Source organism: Syntrophobacterales bacterium, from assembly GCA_031274925.1.
Classification (GTDB): Bacteria; Desulfobacterota; Syntrophorhabdia; order Syntrophorhabdales; family Syntrophorhabdaceae; genus PNOM01.
This window is the reverse complement of record JAISPL010000041.1, coordinates 48,346-68,148: the sequence shown is the minus strand read 5'-3', so window position 1 is coordinate 68,148 and position 19,803 is coordinate 48,346. Positions and strand designations below refer to the sequence as shown.

The following is a 19,803-nucleotide window of genomic DNA, read 5'->3' as shown; positions in this document are numbered from 1 at the left end:
GGTTGGTGTAACGGGTGGATGCTGGAAAGGCTTAATATACGGGGGAATAGAAAGGGCTTATGTTCTTTGGATATAGTTATAGTATATAAGGATATATAAAGATTGGGAGGGGAGGGTAGATATGTTTTTCAGGGTATATTGCAATTTAAAGGAGATTGAGGCCCCTGATCTGGAAGCGGCCGAGATGATCCTCAGAAATGAGTTGAATGAAGTTATCTGGCTCCTTCCGGTCACCGAGACGGAGTTCGCGCCTTTGGCAAAGGAAGAGGCGAAAGTTGAAGTGAAGGAAAAGAAAGGCGGACATGGTCAGATGACCGTACGCTATTAGAGCGTGCCATGGAAACTCGTGAAATATTATCTGTCTGCACAGGATTAAGTTGCGATCCGCTAAGAGATATAGAGGAGTAATAAAATCATGAGATACGCAGAAACAGGGTATAATTTAGAAATTGATTTGTCACGGGGAAGTATTGACAAAGTAGAGACCGACCCAAAGGATACGGCGAACCACTTAGGTGGCAACGGTATCGCTGCGAAATTGCTGCTTGACCGCGTAACTCCGGGAATTGATCCGTGGTCTCCTGATAACCTGCTCATATTCAGCAGCGGTCTCCTGAACGGAACGCCTGTTCCGGGCGCAAACCGCGTTTCTGTTGATACCATTACTCCTCTCAATGGGCTGATGGGACACTCCCTGATGGGTGGATTCTTCGGAGCCGAGATGAAGATGGCCGGGTATGACAGAATCATCCTTAAAGGCAAGGCGCCTGACCTGGTCTACATTTATATACATAACGACAACGTCGAGATTCGCGACGCTACGCACCTCCGGGGAAAAGGCATGCATGATACCCAGCGGCTCATCAAGGAGGAATTGAGGGAGCCGAGGGCATGGGTGTCAGCAATCGGTCCGGCAGGAGAGAACAGGGTGATGACCGCTTCCATTGACTGCGGCAACTCAAGTGCATCCCGGACAGTAGGTCCGGTCATGGGAGACAAGAAAGTAAAGGCTATTGCCATCAGGGGAACAAAGGATGTTAACGTCGCCCACCCTGCGGAGCTCTGGGAGATGTGCTCGCGGCTCCGGAAGGATCTGGACAAAAACCCAAATGTAGGGGACTGGATGGCAGTAGACGAGGATGACAGCTTCCATCACAACAATTTTTCCTGGGGTAACTCCCGCGTGCGCCGCAAGAACTTCTGGAGCGCTTCCCTGGAAGAGAGGTGGCGGAATGTGAAGTACGATCACCTGAGCAGACACACAGGCTGTTGGAACTGTCCAAAGGCCTGCCATAACGTAATCAAGTGGCCTGGACGGCAGCGGTTCTCCTATAAATGCTATGGAAAAGATACCTATCACATGGCGTCTTTCCAGGAACTGGATTTCACTTATGAGATACTTGGCATGTCGCAGGATCTGGGCCTTGATTCTTATTCGACGCCGCAGCTCATTGCTTTCGCCCTGGAGCTTCTAGATGAGGGGATACTGAAAGACAGCGATTTTCCCGGAATGCCTGCCGATATCAGGGCAAGATTCTACTACCTTCTTCACAAAATTGCGTTCAGAGAGGGAATAGGCGATGTCCTGGCCAATGGTACCTCTGCAGCGGCCGTTATCATAGGTCACGGCGCTGAGAAATTCGATCACAATACTGTCAAGAAATTGGAGCAACTGCCAATCAAACTCGGCAAGCTTAATCCAGCCTATTTCCTCATGATAGCCACCGGTGAAGATATGGCTATCACCCAGATTGAAGGTTCTTTTCCGCAAGACCCGATTCCTGATCCGGAGGCGAGGGAAGAATTTATTCGGAGATGGAAAGGGCTTCCAGACAAGAAGTTCGCGGAATGGTTCCGGCAGTGGGAAAAACGCGACCAGCTGCCTGATGATGCCATGTGCGCCATTACTGATTGGAACGAGTGTATGCACTATTTGGATGACTCACTGGGTTTCTGCGGATTTGTCTCATCCTTCCAGGGTCAGTTTGGCGGTGCCACGGGGTACAATGTATGGAACATGTCGGAGATAATCTCTCTTGCCACAGGGATGGATTTCAACAAAGACAGATTGTGGGAATGTTTTATGCGCAACAGAAATATGGTAAGGGCTCTCAACGCGAGATGGGGCTTGAGGAGATACATGGAGAGGCCGCCGGAGGATCACTGGGCGGTGAGAAACGAAGAGTATGAACAGCAACTGCTGACGAAATATTATGACTTTAAGGGTTGGACTTTTGATGGAATTCCCACCAAAGAGACCCTGCGGAAACTTGGCATTGGATATGTGGCGGACAGACTGATCAAGGAAGGCGTGTTGATGGGAGATGAAGTTACTGCCCTCAACGATGCCAGAGCCAAGAAAGAGAAGGAATAAAGAAAGGGAGTACCATCGTGGAGAACAACGGGAAAAGAATAGTCAAAAGTATAAAAGTTGATACAAAGAAGTGTGTGGGGTGCAGGGCGTGCGAGATCGCATGCTCCGCCTTCCATGCCGTACCAAGGTTCAGCTCGGTCAATACTGCACGTTCCCGGATCATGGTAGTTATAGATGAAGTAAAGGATGTTTTTGTGCCAATACGGGCGGGTGATTATGCTGAAGCGGAGTGTAACGGGAGGCATGCGTACGTGATCGACGGTAAAGAATATGACGAATGCACATTCTGTCCTGCTTCCTGCCCGTCGAGGGATTCCTTCAGAGATCCTGATTCTGGTCTTCCGCTTAAGTGTGATATGTGTGAGACCGTCCCGCCTATGGAAAAGCCCATGTGCGTGGATGCATGCACATTCGGCGCCCTGACGCTTGAGGAACGGGAAGAAGAGATAAGAAAAGAGGAAGCGAAACAGACAGACATGGAGGCAGGACTGAAATTTCTGATAAAGAGATACGGTCTGAAGAAAGTGATGGACACAGTCGTCCGTGTGTCGGAAGAATAAACTATTAGTGCATAGTTAGAGGATTATCGGGAAAGGCAATGGAAACGATAGCACCCTTTAAAGAAGTAATCGCTGAAATAGAACAGGGTGGTGGCGAAGCCGTTACGTACTGTTATCAGTGCGGAAAATGCGATACAGTGTGCCCTTGGAATAAGGTCAGAAAATTCAGTATGCGCAAGCTCGTTCGTGAGGCGGCATTCGGTGCCACCGAGATCGAAAAAGAAGAGATATGGCGCTGTACCACCTGTGGCAAGTGCCCACAGCGTTGCCCTCGCGACGTGAAGCAGATCGACGATATGGTCGCGATTCGCAGGATGGCCAGCGGATACGGCGTATTCACGAGTGACGTCAAAGCCTACCGTACCGTCAGCTCAGGTCTGACCACTACAGGCAATCCTTTCAATGAAGACAGAGCGGCCCGCGCAGACTGGGCAGAGGGGTTGGGGGTAAAACCTTTTGCCGAAGGGATGGACATCCTTTATTTCCCCTGCTGTTATGCAAGTTATGATCCACGTCTAAAAAAAGTAGCCCAGGCGACCGCGAAGATTCTCAATAAAGCCGGAGTCAATTACGGGATATTAGGTTCAAAGGAAAATTGCTGCGGAGAGAGCATCCGAAAGACAGGCAATGAGGCGCTTTTCAAAAAGTTGGCCCGGGAGAACATCAAAACTTTTATAGATAATGGTGTAAAGACGATCCTTGTCTCCTCGCCCCATTGCTACCATACTTTTAAAAACGAATACACTCAGTTCAATGTGAATTTTGAGGTTATCCATACCTCTCAGTTTGTTGCCCAACTAATGAACGAAGGCAAATTGGAGATTGCAAAGGATTATAGCAAGAAGATCGCATACCATGACCCTTGCTATCTGGGACGGCACAACGACATCTTTGACGAGCCGAGAGAAGCCCTTGCCAAAATACCAGGCGTAAGCCTGACTGAGCTTCCCGAGGTACGCGTCGATAGCATGTGCTGCGGAATGGGCGGTGGAAGGATATGGGCGGAAACGGAAAAGTATGAACGTTTCTCCAACATGAGAGTGGAGCAGGCTATAGAACTTGGCGCAGAGGAGTTGGCTACCTCCTGTCCTTATTGCATCACTGCTCTCGAGGATAGCAGGCTTGTCACTAATCATGCGGACGACATACAGGTGAAAGATATTATGGAGATCATCCAGGAAGTGATGTAGCGAACCGAATGAACCTGATGAGGGCATAGAAAAGTGGAAAAAGGAATAGTCGATAAAGAACAGTTTGAGCAACTTCGCAAAAGCTTGGGGATGACCAACGCCGGAGACGTAATGGTTGTTGGCGGAGGGATAAGCGGCATCCAGGCCTCTCTTGATCTTGCCTCCTCGGGCTTTAAGGTATACCTCGTTGATAAGGCGCCGGCGATCGGCGGCCATATGGCGCAGCTTGATAAGACCTTCCCTACAAACGACTGCTCCATGTGCATCGAATCTCCGAAGTTCATTGAATGCAGCAGACATCCCAATATCGAGATCCTGACTTATACAGATGTTGAGAAGATTGAAGGTGAAGCAGGCGAATACAAGGTAACCCTGATCAAAAAACCGAGATACATTGAAGAGGATAAATGTACGGGTTGCGGTATCTGCGTTGAGTTCTGTCCTGCCCAAATCCAGGATGAATACAATCAGAATCTTTGTCTGAGCAAGGCAGTACATATCTATTTTTCGCAGGCAGTACCTCTCGTGACATACATCGACCGCGGTAAGTGCCATTTCCTGCAGAACGAAAAATGTACGATTTGCGCGGGGGTATGTAAAAATAAGGCCATTGATCTCTTCCAGAAGCAAGAAAAGATGGAAATAGAGGTAGGGGCAATCATTCTTGCTCCAGGTTTTGAGCCCTTCAATCCATTGATGAGAAATGATTACGGCTACGGGCTCTTCGAAAATGTAGTTACAAGTCTCGAATACGAGCGTCTGCTCTGCGCTACCGGCCCGTATGAGGGCGAGATACTGCGGTCCTCCGATAGGAAATATCCCCACAAGATCGCATGGATTCAGTGCGTGGGATCAAGGCAGGTGCTGGAAGGAGGCAACAGCTACTGCTCTGCGGTCTGCTGTGCCTACACACAGAAACAGGTGATCCTCACGAAAGACCATGATGCGGATGCGGAGTGCACCATATTTCACAACGACATCAGAGCCTATGGGAAAGACTTTGAACGCTTCTACCAAAGGGCAGAGAATCTTCCCGGGATAAGATTCATAAGAAGTTACGTGTCTATCGGAAAAGAGAATCCTGAGAACAAGAGCGTTACGATACGATATTCCACTACCGATGACGGGGTAAAAGAAGAGGAATTCGACATGGTAGTGCTGTCGGTGGGACTGAACCCTCCGGATGATTTCAAAGAGCTCTCCGAAACCTTCGGTATTGAACTTAATGATAAGGGATTCTGCAAGACTAACCCTGTAAATCCTATGGAGACCACGCGTCCAGGAGTGTTCGTAAGTGGGGCGTTCCAGGGACCTGTAGATATTCCGGAGTCGGTTGTGACGGCGAGTGGGGCGGATGCTCTTTGCGGCCAGCTTCTTGCGAAAAGAAGGGACAAGCTTGCAAAGGCCAGGGAATATCCTGCGGAACGCGATGTGTCTAAAGAAGAGCCCAGGATCGGAGTCTTTGTCTGCCACTGCGGGGCCAATATAGGCAGGGTGGTGGATATTTCGTCGGTGGTGGAATATGCGTCTGGTCTAAAAAATGTCGTCCATGCCGAGGAGGCGTTGTTCGCGTGCTCCACCGACAATGCCCGTCAGATATCGGACGCGATCAAGGAAAAAGGACTCAATCGGGTGGTCGTGGCGGCATGTACGCCTAGGACCCACGAGCCTCTCTTCAGAGACACGCTCCGTGAAGGCGGGATCAACCAGTACTTCTTCGACATGGCTAATATCAGGGAGCATTGTTCCTGGGTACATTCTCGAGAGAAAGAAGTAGCCACAAAAAAGGCAAAGGATATCGTCCGTATGTCGGTGGCAAGGTCTGCACTGTTGAAGCCTTTGGAGGAATTCCAGTTGCCGGTCGACAAAAGAGGACTGGTGATCGGTGGAGGCGTGTCAGGGATGACGAGCGCGCTTAGCTTGGGGAATCAGGGTTTTGAAGTGTTCTTGGTAGAGAAGGAGTCCGAACTGGGCGGTATGGCCCGCCTAATTTATTATACGCTGGATGGCCTCGATGTTCAGGCCCATGTGAATGACCTTGTGAAAAAAGTGTATCAGCACCCGATGGTCCACGCCCTTACCGATACTGTGATCACTGAGGCGGGCGGATATATAGGCAATTTCACCACTAAGCTGAAAGTCGGACAAATGGAAAGAGAGATCAGGCACGGAGTGGCGGTGATAGCTACCGGCGCCGAAGAATACAAGCCGAAAGAATATCTGTACGGCAAGGACGAGAGGGTTGTAACTCAACTTGAGCTGGAGGAGATGATTTTTAAAGGCGCGGAGAAGGTGACCGACGCACAGAGCGTTGTTATGATCCAGTGTGTGGGTTGCAGAAATAAGGAAAGGAATTACTGCAGCAGGATATGCTGTAGCGAGGCTGTAAAGAACGCCTTGAAGCTGAAAGAGTCGAAGCCTGACGTGGATATCTACATGCTATTCAGGGATATGAGGACCTATGGACTACGGGAGGATTTTTACAGGGAAGCAGCAAATAAGGGTGTGAGATTCATCCGATATGAGCAAGGCGCCGAACCGGTAGTTGAACCTGGCGAGGCTGATGATGGGCGAATGGTGCTAAAGGTGACCGCTGTTGATTATGTGCTCGGAAAGAAGATCAAGCTGGACGCGGACATAGTGGCCCTGTCTGCTGCCGTTGTACCTGCCGCCTCAAACAATGAAATGTCGAGATTTTTCAAGGTTGCAGTTAATCCTGACGGATTCTTCCAGGAGGCCCATGTAAAGCTGAGGCCAGTTGATTTTGCGGCAGACGGGGTTTTCTTGTGCGGAACCGCTCACTACCCTAAGCATATATCGGAGGCAATTAGTCAGGCATACGGCGCGGCAGGCCGGGCTGTGACCATTCTTTCAAAAGATTCGGTGACGGCTTCGGGCGCGGTGTGCGCGGTTAAAGAGAGTGATTGTGTGTCTTGCGGGGCTTGTATTTCAGTCTGTAAATATGGCGCCATAGACTTTTATGATACGCCGCAGGGCAAAAAAGCCAGAGTTAACCCTGTTCTTTGCAAAGGAGACGGTCTGTGTAACCCGAAATGTCCAAGCGGGGCAATTTCGCTCCAACATTTCACGAACGAGGAGATCGCCAGGCAGGTGAACGAGGCGGTTCAGGCGGTTGCGAGGAGTTAGGTTGCAAGGGAACGGGGATTAACGAATTTAGCAGGAGATAAGAATGGGTATGGAATTTGAGTTTAAACCGAGGATCCTGGGCTTCATTTGTTTCTGGTGAGGGTACGGCGCTGCTGATCTGGCTGGAGTTTCCAGACTGCAATATTCGCCTGAGATAAGGCTTGTCAGAGTTATGTGCACAGGCAGAGTGGACCCTGCATTCATATTCCAGGCATTCTCGAACGGTGCGGATGGGGTGTATGTCGGCGGTTGCCACCCCGGTGAATGCCATTACGTTACCGAAGGAAATTATCATGCCCTCGGTATGTCGCTTCTATGTAAGAGAATTATGAAGTACATAGGTATCAACCCAGACAGACTGAGACTTGAATGGGTGGGGGCCTCAGAAGGGATACAGTTTGCGGAAGCAATGAATGAGGTTTCCGGAAAGATTAAGGAAATGGGTTCCCTGGGAGCTGGTGAAGGGATAGATGAGAAGGCACTGAAGGTCAGGCTTGACACAGTGGTGAATTTGCTTCCCTATATCAAGCTGGTTGAAAGGGAGAGGCTAAGAGTGCCTTTTAACACAGTTGAGGAATATAATCAGTTCTTCGCCAGTGATGATGTTGACCTGGTATTCCGCGAGATGATCGTCGACAAGCTGGAGATGAACAGTATCCTGTTTCTCCTCAAGGATGGTCCTCTTTCGTGCGACGAGATATCGGAACGGCTGGGCCTTAGTCTTTCTGATGTGGTGAAATATACAAACAGATCTGAACGACAGGGTTTTCTGATGTTGGACGAAAATAAAAAGTTCACGCTCCCGCCCAGGATAAGAAGACAGGCGAGGGTATAAGGGAAATATGGAGGGTCAGCGCAAGCGTTATGGATAAGGACATGATTGACCGGATTATCGGTAAATATAACGGCGAAGAACGTTCGTTAATACAGGTGCTCATGGATATTCAGCATGAGAATCACTGGCTCCCGAGGGAGGTGCTGCAGACGGTCAGCGAAAAACTCAACGTGCCGTTGAGCGACATTTTGCATATCGTTACTTTTTACAAGACGTTCAGTCTGAATCCCAAAGGGCGGCATGAGATTCATGTATGTATGGGTTCTTCGTGTCATCTGCATGGTGCCCAGGATCTCCTTGATAAAGTCCAGGATTTGACGGGCATCAAGCCCGGTGAGACGACGGCAGATTCAAGGTTTAGTTTGGAATCGGGCAGCTGTTTGGGTTGTTGCGCTCTGGGGCCTGAGGTAGTGATCGACGGAAATCACCATAGCAGGCTGACCCCTGATAACATTGAAGAAGTGCTGAAAAATTATGAATAGGTAGAGATTATGTCAAGGATAAATTCGGCTGGTGAGTTAGAAGACCTGAGAAAAGAAATTTTATCGAAGAAGAATCCTGGTAGACCCTGTATCGCCATATGCGGGGGAACGAGTTGCCTGGGTTTAGGCAACCAAGGCGTGATCAAAGCCTTTCAAGATGAGATCAAGAACAAGAAGCAGGCGGATAATATCGATGTGAAGGTGACGGGCTGCCACGGGTTCTGTGCGCAGGGTCCCAACATCGTCATCTATCCGGAAGAGATCTGCTATGTTCAGGTGAAGCCGGAGGATGCGGCAGACATTCTTTCTCAAACAGTGATCGGAAAAAAAATCATAGACCGTTTGGTGTACACTGATGCCAACGGAGCAAAGAAAGTATACCGGAATGAGATACCGTTTTACAGCAACCAGGTACAAAATCTCATAGGCGACAATGCAAGAATAGATCCAAAGAAGATTGAAGATTATATAGGCATCGGTGGTTATGCCGCCCTCGCGAAGACGCTCTCCATGATGAGTCCGTTGGAAGTTCTTGAGGAGATTAAGAAGGCGAGCCTGAGAGGGAGAGGCGGCGGCGGATTCCCTGTCGGTTCGAAATGGGAGACCACCCGTAATGCCAAAGGTGAAGAGAAATATGTGATCGTCAACGGTCACGAGGGAGAGCCGGGAGCGTATATGGACAGGGCGCTCTTCCAGGGAAATCCCCACAGGATACTGGAGGGTCTTATTATAGGCGGCTACGCAATAGGAGCTCATCAGGGCTTTATCTACACGCGCCATGACTCTCTCGAATTGAGGGCCAACATTTCGGAGGCCCTTGCCAAGGCTGAGGAGTACGGATTCTTGGGAAAAAATATTCTTGGCTCGGGCTTCGATTTCAAGGTTGAAGTACATCTTGATGTGGGAATATTCGTCTCAGGCGAGTCGAGCGCTTTAATGAGATCTATCGAGGGCAAGCCGCCGGAGCCGAGGCCGAAATACATTCGCACCTCTGTGAGGGGCATTTGGGAAAGGCCCAGCAACCTCAACAACGTGGAAACATGGGCCAATGTGCCCCTGATAATCGACAAGGGCGCGGAGTGGTATGCGGGTATTGGCAGCGAGAACAGCAAGGGAACGAAATGCATATCCCTGTCGGGCAATATCGTGAACACCGGTGTCGTTGAAGTACCTTTCGGTATGCCCCTTAGAACGATCATCTACGATATCGGCGGGGGAATACCGAAAGGAAAAAGACTGAAGGCGGCCCATTTCGGCTCGGCCATGGGAGGTTCGATACCCGAGAAGTTCCTTGATACGCCGCTTGATTTCGACGCGCTCTCGAAGTTGGGAGCTGCTATAGGAGCGGGCGGACTGCTGATCATTGACGAAGACACCAGCATGGTAAGCATGACAAGGTTCTTTCTTAATTTCCTTACGAACGAGTCCTGCGGGAAGTGCGTTCCCTGCCGCGAAGGCATAAAACAGATGCTTCATATACTGGACGATTTATGCGATGGGAGGGGAAAGAAAAGCGATATCGAACTTCTTGAGGAGATATGCGAGGTTACGAAAGCAGCCTCTCTATGCGCACTGGGAAGAACCGCCTCCGATCCGTTGATGAGCGCTTTACGCTACTTCCGAGATGAGTTTGAAGCGAAGATTGTCGAAGAAAGTGAGAAAAGATGAGTGAGATACGCTTACATATCGATGGAGCAGAAGTGACGGCGCAAGAGGGGATGACTGTTCTTCGGGCGGCGAAGGAGGCGGGTATACGCATACCTACCCTTTGCCATCACGAGATGCTGGAACCATACGGGGGTTGCCGTATCTGCACGGTGGAGATTGAAAGCCGGGGCAGAACGAGCCTTGTGGCCGCATGTCTCTACCCGGTAGAGCAGGGCCTGCTGGTCAGGACAAGGTCCGAGAAGGTGGACAAAATCAGGAAAGTGCTGGTGGAATTTCTGCTTTCTCACGCTCCGGACTCGCCCATCCTTGATGAATTGGCCAGAGAATATGGAGCCGACCCGTCGAGGTTCAGAAGGGAGTCCTCATTCTGCCTTCTTTGCGGCCTGTGTGTGCGATACTGCGCCGAGATCAAAAAGAAGAATGCAGTGGGGTTTGTTGAGAATGGAGGTAAGCGGATCATAAGCTTTGTTCCTGAAATCGCAATAAAGGAATGCTGGAACTGTAAAGAATGTTTTCCTCTTTGCCCTACATCGTATTTACAAGCGGCTTACTTTCTGACTGAAGGCCTCTCGCTTTCGACGGATGCCGTATGGAAGGAATAGATGCCGTTACGTTGAAACATTACAGATGAATCTTAAACGGAGAAAAGATAGTGTTGACAAGGAGGAGCATATATGGCGACGCAAGTAATTAAGTCAGACTGTATCATGTGCATCAATAGTTGCGGAATAAATGCGTATGTTGAAGACGGCAAGCTTGTGAAAGTGGAGGGTATGAAGGAACACCCCATAAGCTTAGGAGAATTGTGCCCCCGTGGTGAGGCTCTGCCGGAGTGGGTCTATTCGAAGGGCAGGCTGACCTACCCCATGAAAAAGAAGACCGACGGTGGATGGGAACGTATTACCTGGGATTATGCCCTGGACACTATAGCCGAGAAGTTTCAGGAGATAAAAGATAAATACGGTGCCAGAGCTCTGGCTGTGTATACCGGTTCCCTGGGAACGGAGAATATTGAGCTTGCGGCCTATGCCCAGAGATTCCGCGGTGTTTACGGAACACCTAACCTGCTCTCGGTGGAAGGCAACTGTTTCCGCTCGCGCATCATGGCTCGTCAGATGACCTTTGGCGGTTATCCTATTGAAGAGCCCTGGAATGCCGAGTGCATCATCGTCTTCGGTCAGAACATGGACAATTCAAGGATCACCGTGGGCCGGAAGATATACAAAGCCATGGATGCCGGGACGCTGAAACATGTGATCATCGTCGATCCCAAGAGAATCCCCATGGCGGAGAAGGGTATTCATGTCCAGATCAGGCCGGGAACAGACACCGCACTTTGCCTCGGTATGCTCAACATAATCATTGAAGAGAACCTTTATAATAAGGAGTTCGTGGATAAATTTTGCCTCGGTTTTGACAAATTGGCGGAGCACGTGAAACAGTTCACGCCTGAGAAGATGTCAGAGATTACATGGGTGCCTGCGGATCAGATACGGCAGATTGCCCGCCTTTTCGCAAATTCTAGGCCGTCCTCCATTGTTCCTGGGACCTGTTCTATTGACCAGCACATAAATGGCTTCCAGGGTAACCGCATCCACGCCATCATGCAGGCCATCACCGGCAATATTGACGTCCCCGGCGGGTGGGTGAATATCCCCTTTATCCGCTTGGGAGACATGAGAGTCACCGAAATCAGCGACCCCATCGGCACCGATGAGCATCCTCTCTTCCGCCGTTTCTGGGGAAGGACTTCTCCCTACGGCCAACAGATGCTCTTTGCCGACGCAGTACTCAAAGGTAAACCTTACCCCATCAAGGGACTCATCTGCACCGGCGGCAACCCTGCCGTTACTCTCCCTGATTCAAAAAAAATCAAGGAAGCAATAAAAGCACTGGACTTTGTGGTGGTATCCGAGCTCTTCATGACAGAAACCGCCGAGCTTGCCGATATCGTGCTACCCGCATGTTCCTTCCTTGAGAAGAGCGGTGTGGGCTATGTCTACGGCGTCACCAACTGCATCCCTTATGCCATGGTGCGGAAGAAAGTGATTGATCCTATTGGAGAATGCTGGCCTGACTGGAAGATATGGACCGAGATAGGCAGAAGGATGGGCTACGGTGAGTTTTTCCCATGGAACACGGAAGAGGAGATCATCGATTTCTTCCTGAAACCGAGCGGACTGAACAGAGAACAACTGACCACAGAATACCCGGAAGGCGCCTACTATACAGAAATGAAGTATGTACAGCAGAAACGCTACAACACCCCCTCAGGCAAGATTGAGCTCTATTCCCAGACCTTGGAGGAGAATGGCTACGATCCGCTACCATTCCCTGTGGAGCCGAGCAAGAGTCCCATAAGTGCGCCTGAGATATACAAGAAGTACCCGGTGATCCTTACCACAGGAGCAAGGATCCCGGAGTATACCCATACCCAGCTAAGAGGAGTGCCGTACGTGCACAAGACCGCGCCCGAGCCCGTGGCGGAAATCCATCCTGATACAGCAGCCCAATACGGCATTGCTGACAGTGACATTGTGAATATCGAGACCACAAAGGGCAAGATTGCGATGAAGGTAAAGACGACGGATGCCTTGGTCCGCGGGGTACTCTCCATTCCCCACGGATGGTCAAAGGCAAATGCGAATGTACTGACAGAGCTTGAGCCGCGAGATCCTGTGACAGGCTATACGGAGATGAAGGCTCTTCTCTGCCGAATATCAAAGGCGGCCCCCGAAAATATCTCTTGAATGCTTTACTACTGATCTTGCGGCATGTGAGACCGCCGATCGTCTATAAAGCTACAAGCTAGTAGTCCCCAATAAAAAACCACCGCCTTCAAGACGGTGGTTTTTTATTCCGTAACGGTTGCCGCGGGCCATGCTGTGCAGGCAGCCGGAGGTTGCGCTTATGCTATGCTGGCTATTCAAGGGCCTTCAAGACATCCTTCAACATTTTTTCCAGCGTGGCTTCCGCCGTATCATCGGCATACCTGGGCCTCTCGACATCTGGGAAAAGCTGGAATATTCCGTTCATGATTACCTCTGCGTGGGGAGGGCAGCCGGCGAGCGTGGTACCTTTGCCGGCATGATGGAGCTGGCATATGCCCATGAAAATGTTAGTCTCTTTTGGATCTGCGTCGGCTCCGTCATCAGGACCGAGAAAGATATTGACCTTCGACTCAAAAGGACGGTCGATCAGTAATCTGCCGGGGTCAGCGGGGTCGGGCCTTCTCAGTTTGGCGAGACCGAAGTGCAGGTATCCTCTGCAGCCGATGCAGGCATTTGTCGCGTGGATTTTGAAATCTTGGCCGCTATCCAAGTTAAGGATGGGCTCCTTGAACGGGCTTGCAACCTCATCTATGGAGGCGCCGAGGACTTGAATCTTTTCTGGTTCAACAGGACCCAATCCTTGAAGATATGCCATTAATACCGGGGGAGATGTAAGGGGCTCAAGGCCCATGACCCGCATGGTAACAGCATCTACCGTCACCGGGTTCTCGCCTCCTATGAGGAGATTCATGGTTTTCGGTCTTCCTGCCACAGGCCCGAAATCTTCCTGTGCCACTATGCCGTCAATAATATGAAGATCGGGTTTCACGATGTGATGAATATTTACAAGGTTCTGCCATAACCCGAAAAAATGGGTCATATACTTCTCAATGGGGGGCATGGCGCCTTGAAGATTTTTGACCGCCAGGGAGACTCCTGCGGCAAAATGCATTTTCATCACAGGAAGACTTATGATCACATCAGCCTCTTCAATAGTGCGCGGGATTTTCCTGGACTTCATCCTTTTTCCTGCTGGAACAGGTTTTTCCACAAGCGCATCGGTATTCAGGTCGACAAGGCTTACCTTCTTTGGATCTATATCGATCAACGTGGGATATCCGTAAATCTCGAACATCTTGCTGGTGGCGCTCCGGTTAATAGACGATCCTTCGGCTACAATCACCCTGTCAGCAACAGGCAGTAGCAGCTCAATAAGGCCCTTCAGGATACGAATATCTGTAACCACGCCACCGGTATACTTGCCCCCTATCATACCATGATCGGCTACCACATTTGGTTTGAGGACCACGGTCTGCCCTGGTTTTACATACTTTCCTATGCCTCCGAGCTTGTCCAGGAGAGCCTGGAGCGCTGCCTTGATGTCTTCTTCGGCTTGGGCATTCCCAACCTTTTGAACGACCACTTTCTCTTTCCTGCGGTAAACCCTGAATGGCCTTTGTTCCTTCAATCGCTGAAAGAAGACTGACGTGCTCAATTCCATCTTAACGAAGGAACTGCCGCAGGTCTTAATTTTCCTTGCAGGACGAAAACCATAGTCTACGAGCCAGTCAAGCTTTTCCTTGTCGTTCTCCAATATCTCGGCGGAGATAAGGCTTTCCCGTGCAATGAGCGCGTCGACGGCCTGAGTGCGAAGCTCCGGCTTATCATCCCCTGGGTTCAGTAATACCTCCTCAATGGCGCTGGTGGCTTTGTTATAAATGATCCAGCCGACGGTCTTACTCCCCCTTCCCAAAAGATAGACAACAATGTCAGGACTGTTCTTCCATCGGTTCCATTGCGCTTCGACACAGGCATGCCCAATGTCCGGTATTTTTGCGTAATAGCCATCCACGACATTCCGGAAAGTTACGGAAAGTTTGCCTTTCTTCAGCGTTATATCCAGCATAATATTTATCTCCTTAACTTAGAAATATTCTTCATGCTCCTAATGCTATGACCATGCTATAATTTTTCCTAATTAAATAAAATTATAAAGAAATCAAAGCAAGGTTGCAACCCCCTCCCGCCTTTCTCTCACCGCTCCCCATTTTTTCTGGTTGCCTGTCTCCGTACCCCTCTTGCATCTATATCAAATGCATGGGCTTTCTCTCGTTTCGTCTAATAGTATGTCATACACTTTTCTTAAGAGTGGGATCTTATCTTCTAGCTCCATGAGCGGCTCGGCTAGAAGGTATGGCTCTTACGGATGGTTTCAAGGGCTTTCCATAAGGGATACACATATTAGGCGAGACTCAATACTTTTATGATATGAGCTTAAAAATTGGTAAAGCTTAAAGGATGGGGAATCATCCACTGAAAATGCCGCCTACAGGATAAGGGGGCCAAGTCGCTACATCTGTGTATTATTTTTGAAAAATGTCTATTTTTTCATACATGGATATGGTGAATCCAAATGACAGCTAAAGAGGCAGCTTGAGTCCAAAAAAACGCGAGACGACATGGAAAACGGTATGGGAGAAGAACAGAGTTTCCCAAAACCTAAAGAGCATACCGCATGGCGATCCTTATAAATTCATGGTACGAGGAGATATTGGGCGAAAAATTTTAAAAGTTCGTTTCCGATATACCGGAAAAGACCGATGTGATGGATATATTCATGAGAACTGATAAGCTGCTTCTGGTAGTCAAGGGGGTCGTGATGATAAGGCCGAGGTGCATTTGTTTCAGAGTGCATTTGGTTTCAACTGAGCGTTGCAAGCGAAGAAACAACGGTTGTTGTGAACGTAGCGGCATAGACTTCATTCTGGGCAGATGTATGAAGCAGGAACATGCAGGATTTTTCAAAAAAGGTTGAAGTGAGACAGGACAGGCCGAAGCTTGGTACATCCATCCCATAGTCTATTTAGACGGCTAAAGTTTATGGTAGACCCAGAAGCCTTGCAAAAAGAGCTATTTTGGCAGCCTCTTCCGCAAGTTCTGCCAAGGCTTCCGCATCGTCGAGTGTTTTACCGATAGCCACCAACCCGTGAGCGGCCAAGAGAACGAGGTTGATCTCTTGATCCGAAAAGGCCCCCACCGCCTGGGCCGCCAGTTCTTCGGAGCCATCTTCAAGTTCCGGTACTACAGGCATGGCCGGGAAGTTTTTTCTTGCATGGATGGTAAGAGCTGTGATGGGTATACCCTTCACAGCGAACGCAGTTGCAAAAGGGGCATGGTAGTGCACGATACCGTTTGCGTCTCCCCGGGTCCTATAGATACCCAGATGGAGCCGAACCTCTTTGGTAGGGATACCGACCCCGCTTTGGACCTTCCCGTTCGCGTCCACCACCACGATATCGGCATCGGTGAGACCATAGAGCGATCTCCCGCTCACTTTCATGAGAAAGTGAGAACCCCAGCGCAGGCTGATGTTTCCGCCCATTCCGGACTGGAGCCCCATATCCACCGCTCGCCTGGCGACTCTGACGATCTCCTCTTTTCCATTTTGAAAGTCAGACGATATTTCCATGGCGTAATCACCTTTATGTCAAATTGCTTATCATCCGTTATATACCACGAGGAGTCATGGATATCCACTTTTTTCACTATGAGAGAGTGGAGTGCAGGAAGGTGATAGGAAACGGAGTTATTCTTGATTTGACGAATCAATTCTAGATAAATTCTTTAATTCACGAATCCTACCACGACACAGAAAACATGACATTCATTAATATCGCTATGTTAGACAAAATGAAAGATTTGGCACCGTAAATGCAAGTATCTTTTACTGATGAAGTTAAATAACCCAACATGAGGTGAACAAATGAAAAAAGTAGCATTGTTAGTCTTGGCAGTCATCATCAGTGTAGTATTTGCGACAACCGGTTTTACGGAAGATCAGGCAGTTGCACCCGCCACCGATGACAAGGCAGCAGTAGCAGCCCCTGAGAAGAAAGACGAAGCTCCTGCAAAAGAGACCAAGAAAGCAAAAAAGAAAGCAAAAAAAGCAAAAGCAAAAAAAGAAGCAAAGCCTGCCGAAGAGAAAGCACCTGAGGCGGCTCCTGAGAAGTAAATTCGTCGAGCCGGGTGGGAATCGAAAGATTTCCACCCTTTTTTTGTCGTTAATCGTCAACTTATAGGCAGTAGTTCGTCGTTAACCATCAATAAAAGATAAAGAAGAGATGGCGAAAGAAGTGGCATGGATATTGTAATCCCGAGAAGAACTGACCGGTCGGGAAGAGCTTGACTTTTGTATATCGGAACTTGGAGTACTTGTTTTCAGCCGTCTTTGAACTTTCACTGTTTAATCTCTACGGGTCTAATTCCCCGCCCCTTGGTGCGTGCTTGCCTAATAGCCAGTCGGGTAAACCTTGGGATACACCTTGGCTTGCGGCTGGAGGTTCATTGGCCTGAGGGCCATTGGAAACAGGATGACAAGGGAAATGGAGACCACTGATGCGGTGTTGGGTCTGAATATGTTTATCTGTTGTCCTCAAACGATATCATAATGCATAGTACATTAAATTGAAATGTAAAGTTTTTGAGCTGTATGATGAAAAAGACGAAAAAGATGATGAAAAGAATGGAACCTTCATAACTCTTGTGTTTCAAAAGTTCCTCAATATATACTAATCTCGTGAAAGAGGGAGAATAAAGAGGCGGAAAATGAGGACGTTTTTTTATCCAGAAGCCGTAGCGGTTTTCGGTGTTTCCGATACCTCATCCAATTTGGCGCGAATTATAGTGGAGAATCTTGAAAGGTTCCAATTTAAAGGGAAGGTATACCCTGTGGGTTCTAGGGAGGGAACCGTGGCAGGAAGGAAGATCGCCGTCAGTCTTGACTCTGTGGAAGGAATCCCGGACCTTGCGATCCTCCTTATCCCTGCGTCATGGGTGCCTCAAGCCCTTGAGGAATGTGGTAGAAAAGGTATTCGCCACGCTATCGTCGAGTCAGGAGGTTTTTCGGAGTTCAGCGACGAGAGAAAGACCCTTGAAGACGAGGTCCGTGAGATTAGCGGCAGATGGGGCATCAAAGTGGTCGGTCCCAACTGTTTCGGTGTGATCAACCTTGAGGCAAATCTCGTCCTTCCTTTTTTTATTCTCAATCCGGTCTATATGAGATCGGGTCATATTTCCCTTATATCACAGAGCGGCGGGATCCTTTACGACACCTGCATGCTTGCCTCCTCAGAGAACATAGGCCTCAACAAGCTTGTCAGCGTGGGAAACAAACTGCTCACCGGTGAGAACGATTGTCTTGAATACCTCGTTTCCGATCCTGGCACCCGTGCAATAGGACTCTATCTGGAAAGCTTCTCCGACGGCAGACGCCTCATCGTTACAGCTTCAGCCACGGAAAAACCTGTTGTTCTTCTTAAAGCCAACAGAAGCCCTTCGGGCAGAGAAATAGCCCGGTTCCACACCACGGCGCTGGCGGGTGACAACCTTATCGCGCAGGCTGCCATAAAGGAGGCGGGTATCCATCAGGTTGATAGTTTGGCCGAAATGATGGATGTATACAAGGCCTTCAGCCTCCCGCTTATAAAAGGTAAACGACTAGCCCTCATTGCTAGGTCTGGAGGTCATGGCGTCCTCTCGGGCGATGCGGCATTCCGCTACGGGTTTGAGCTGGCGGAACTCTCCGAAAATTTCTTCACGGCAGCGAAGGGAAAGAAGATCAATGTCATAAGGGCTACGAACCCGCTTGATGTGGGCGACGTATATGACCTCGACTCCTATTCAGATATACTTACGTGGGCGCTGGAGGAGAAAGGCGTCGACGGCGTAGTATTCGTGATTACGTACAGTTCCGAGACCGATGGCGTCAGTGTGCAGAGATTCCTGAACGATGCCGGTAAAAAATCGCTCTCTTACGATAAACCCGTTGCTCTTTGCGTGGTGACCAACAGAGAGCAGTGGCTCCCCATAAGGGAGGCGGCTGGTTTTCCTATCTTCACTGATGTTGATAATGCATTGAAGGCTCTCAGACGGTCCGTAGACCACCTCGAGTCAGGACCTGGAAGGGTTGCTGTGGCCTCTCGTTTGAAAGGAACTAGAAAACCCACCGTAGGTCTTGCTACGGCGTCGCGGTTGATGAGTTCCGGTGAAGCGTTTGCCCTTCTTGAGAAGTACTGCCTATCCATTGAGTCTTACAGGGTCGCGAAGAACATTGATGACGCCTTGTGCTGCGCCACCGAATTAGGGTATCCGGTGGCAGTGAAAGTCGAATCTCCATTTATGCTCCATAAGACGGAGAACGGAGGTGTTGCGCTCAATGTAACTGACGAGGATGCCCTAAGAAAGACCTGGGAACTGATGAAGGCGAAAGAATGTCTCCTTCAGACGATGGCCCCGGCAGGGTACGAAATAATAGTTGGCGGACGGCGCGACCCGGAGTTTGGTCATGCCCTTCTTTTTGGTCTCGGCGGCATTTTTGCTGAGGTATTCAGAGAACCGGAAATCCGTCTCGTGCCTGTCGACGACGATACGGCAGCAGCCATGATCGAAAACAGCCGGGCTGCCTCGGTCCTCAAAGGATGGAGGGGTAAACCTGCTGCCGATATGGCGGCCCTGAGGAAGACGCTCACATGGGTATCGCGGCTGCTTACTGAATATCCCGCAATAAAGAATATCGATATCAACCCTCTCATCGTGTATGAAGACGGCAAAGGAGCAACGATTGTGGATGTGAAAATGGAGATAGATCTGTGATTTATACCCGCATACCATATCTGTTTCTTACAACCACCGACTTGTCTCACCCGTGATAGCACGGATGAGGCCGACCAAGACCTTCTCCGAATCCTTCCACCCTCCTTGTCAACATCAACGCCTGT

14 protein-coding genes are annotated in these 19,803 nt (G+C 49.5%); 12 read left to right on the top strand and 2 right to left on the bottom strand.

Going from position 1 to position 19,803, the window contains the following annotated elements:
- Positions 1-121 precede the first annotated feature (121 nt).
- The 10 genes from LBQ00_07510 (at position 122) to LBQ00_07465 (ending at position 13,006) form a co-directional block, all read left to right on the top strand.
- Positions 122-328 (top strand): hypothetical protein, encoded by a 207-nt coding sequence (locus LBQ00_07510; GenBank protein MDR2018699.1) that lies wholly within the window; start codon positions 122-124, stop codon positions 326-328.
- Between the two features lie 87 nt (positions 329-415).
- Positions 416-2,374: an aldehyde dehydrogenase gene (locus tag LBQ00_07505; protein MDR2018698.1), complete on the top strand. Its 1,959-nt coding sequence runs from the start codon at positions 416-418 to the stop codon at positions 2,372-2,374.
- Between the two features lie 17 nt (positions 2,375-2,391).
- The gene (locus LBQ00_07500) at positions 2,392-2,934 is read left to right on the top strand and encodes a (4Fe-4S)-binding protein (GenBank protein MDR2018697.1); all 543 of its coding nucleotides are present in this window, start codon (positions 2,392-2,394) and stop codon (positions 2,932-2,934) included.
- Positions 2,935-2,972: 38 nt separating this feature from the next.
- Entirely contained in the window at positions 2,973-4,124 is a 1,152-nt protein-coding gene (locus LBQ00_07495; protein ID MDR2018696.1) for a (Fe-S)-binding protein, read from the top strand.
- A 33-nt stretch (positions 4,125-4,157) separates the two neighbouring features.
- Complete coding sequence (locus tag LBQ00_07490) at positions 4,158-7,271, top strand: CoB--CoM heterodisulfide reductase iron-sulfur subunit A family protein (GenBank protein ID MDR2018695.1); 3,114 nt, start codon at positions 4,158-4,160, stop codon at positions 7,269-7,271.
- A 118-nt stretch (positions 7,272-7,389) separates the two neighbouring features.
- The gene (locus LBQ00_07485; GenBank protein MDR2018694.1) at positions 7,390-8,106 is read left to right on the top strand and encodes a hydrogenase iron-sulfur subunit; all 717 of its coding nucleotides are present in this window, start codon (positions 7,390-7,392) and stop codon (positions 8,104-8,106) included.
- A 29-nt stretch (positions 8,107-8,135) separates the two neighbouring features.
- Positions 8,136-8,588, top strand: a complete 453-nt coding sequence (locus LBQ00_07480; protein MDR2018693.1) for an NAD(P)H-dependent oxidoreductase subunit E — start codon at positions 8,136-8,138, stop codon at positions 8,586-8,588.
- A 9-nt stretch (positions 8,589-8,597) separates the two neighbouring features.
- Complete coding sequence (locus tag LBQ00_07475; protein ID MDR2018692.1) at positions 8,598-10,256, top strand: NAD(P)H-dependent oxidoreductase subunit E; 1,659 nt, start codon at positions 8,598-8,600, stop codon at positions 10,254-10,256.
- On the top strand, positions 10,253-10,858 hold the full coding sequence (locus LBQ00_07470; protein MDR2018691.1) for a (2Fe-2S)-binding protein: 606 nt from the start codon (positions 10,253-10,255) through the stop codon (positions 10,856-10,858). The genes LBQ00_07475 and LBQ00_07470 overlap by 4 nt, the downstream gene beginning before the upstream one ends.
- A 72-nt stretch (positions 10,859-10,930) precedes the next feature.
- On the top strand, positions 10,931-13,006 hold the full coding sequence (locus tag LBQ00_07465) for a molybdopterin-dependent oxidoreductase (GenBank protein ID MDR2018690.1): 2,076 nt from the start codon (positions 10,931-10,933) through the stop codon (positions 13,004-13,006).
- A gap of 172 nt (positions 13,007-13,178) precedes the next feature.
- On the opposite strand, the gene LBQ00_07460 is transcribed toward LBQ00_07465, so the two are convergent.
- Positions 13,179-14,933 (bottom strand): DUF362 domain-containing protein, encoded by a 1,755-nt coding sequence (locus LBQ00_07460; GenBank protein ID MDR2018689.1) that lies wholly within the window; start codon positions 14,931-14,933, stop codon positions 13,179-13,181.
- A 972-nt stretch (positions 14,934-15,905) separates the two neighbouring features.
- On the bottom strand, positions 15,906-16,496 hold the full coding sequence (locus LBQ00_07455; protein MDR2018688.1) for a class II aldolase/adducin family protein: 591 nt from the start codon (positions 16,494-16,496) through the stop codon (positions 15,906-15,908).
- A 294-nt stretch (positions 16,497-16,790) separates the two neighbouring features.
- Here LBQ00_07455 and LBQ00_07450 point away from each other — a divergent pair, with 294 nt between their 5' ends.
- Both LBQ00_07450 and LBQ00_07445 read left to right on the top strand, forming a co-directional pair.
- Positions 16,791-17,039: a hypothetical protein gene (locus LBQ00_07450; protein ID MDR2018687.1), complete on the top strand. Its 249-nt coding sequence runs from the start codon at positions 16,791-16,793 to the stop codon at positions 17,037-17,039.
- A 593-nt stretch (positions 17,040-17,632) separates the two neighbouring features.
- Positions 17,633-19,678, top strand: coding sequence for an acetate--CoA ligase family protein (locus LBQ00_07445; protein MDR2018686.1), 2,046 nt, complete (start codon positions 17,633-17,635; stop codon positions 19,676-19,678).
- Positions 19,679-19,803: the final 125 nt, after the last annotated feature.

What these genes read in the sequence shown, in the direction of transcription:
- LBQ00_07510 (MDR2018699.1), top strand. Translation starts at nt 122, where the DNA reads ATGTTTTTCAGGGTATATTGCAATTTAAAGGAGATTGAGGCCCCTGAT.
- LBQ00_07505 (MDR2018698.1), top strand. Translation starts at nt 416, where the DNA reads ATGAGATACGCAGAAACAGGGTATAATTTAGAAATTGATTTGTCACGG.
- LBQ00_07495 (MDR2018696.1), top strand. Translation starts at nt 2,973, where the DNA reads ATGGAAACGATAGCACCCTTTAAAGAAGTAATCGCTGAAATAGAACAG.
- LBQ00_07480 (MDR2018693.1), top strand. Translation starts at nt 8,136, where the DNA reads ATGGATAAGGACATGATTGACCGGATTATCGGTAAATATAACGGCGAA.
- LBQ00_07475 (MDR2018692.1), top strand. Translation starts at nt 8,598, where the DNA reads ATGTCAAGGATAAATTCGGCTGGTGAGTTAGAAGACCTGAGAAAAGAA.
- LBQ00_07470 (MDR2018691.1), top strand. Translation starts at nt 10,253, where the DNA reads ATGAGTGAGATACGCTTACATATCGATGGAGCAGAAGTGACGGCGCAA.
- LBQ00_07465 (MDR2018690.1), top strand. Translation starts at nt 10,931, where the DNA reads ATGGCGACGCAAGTAATTAAGTCAGACTGTATCATGTGCATCAATAGT.
- LBQ00_07460 (MDR2018689.1), bottom strand. Translation starts at nt 14,933, where the DNA reads ATGCTGGATATAACGCTGAAGAAAGGCAAACTTTCCGTAACTTTCCGG.
- LBQ00_07455 (MDR2018688.1), bottom strand. Translation starts at nt 16,496, where the DNA reads ATGGAAATATCGTCTGACTTTCAAAATGGAAAAGAGGAGATCGTCAGA.
- LBQ00_07450 (MDR2018687.1), top strand. Translation starts at nt 16,791, where the DNA reads ATGAAAAAAGTAGCATTGTTAGTCTTGGCAGTCATCATCAGTGTAGTA.
- LBQ00_07445 (MDR2018686.1), top strand. Translation starts at nt 17,633, where the DNA reads ATGAGGACGTTTTTTTATCCAGAAGCCGTAGCGGTTTTCGGTGTTTCC.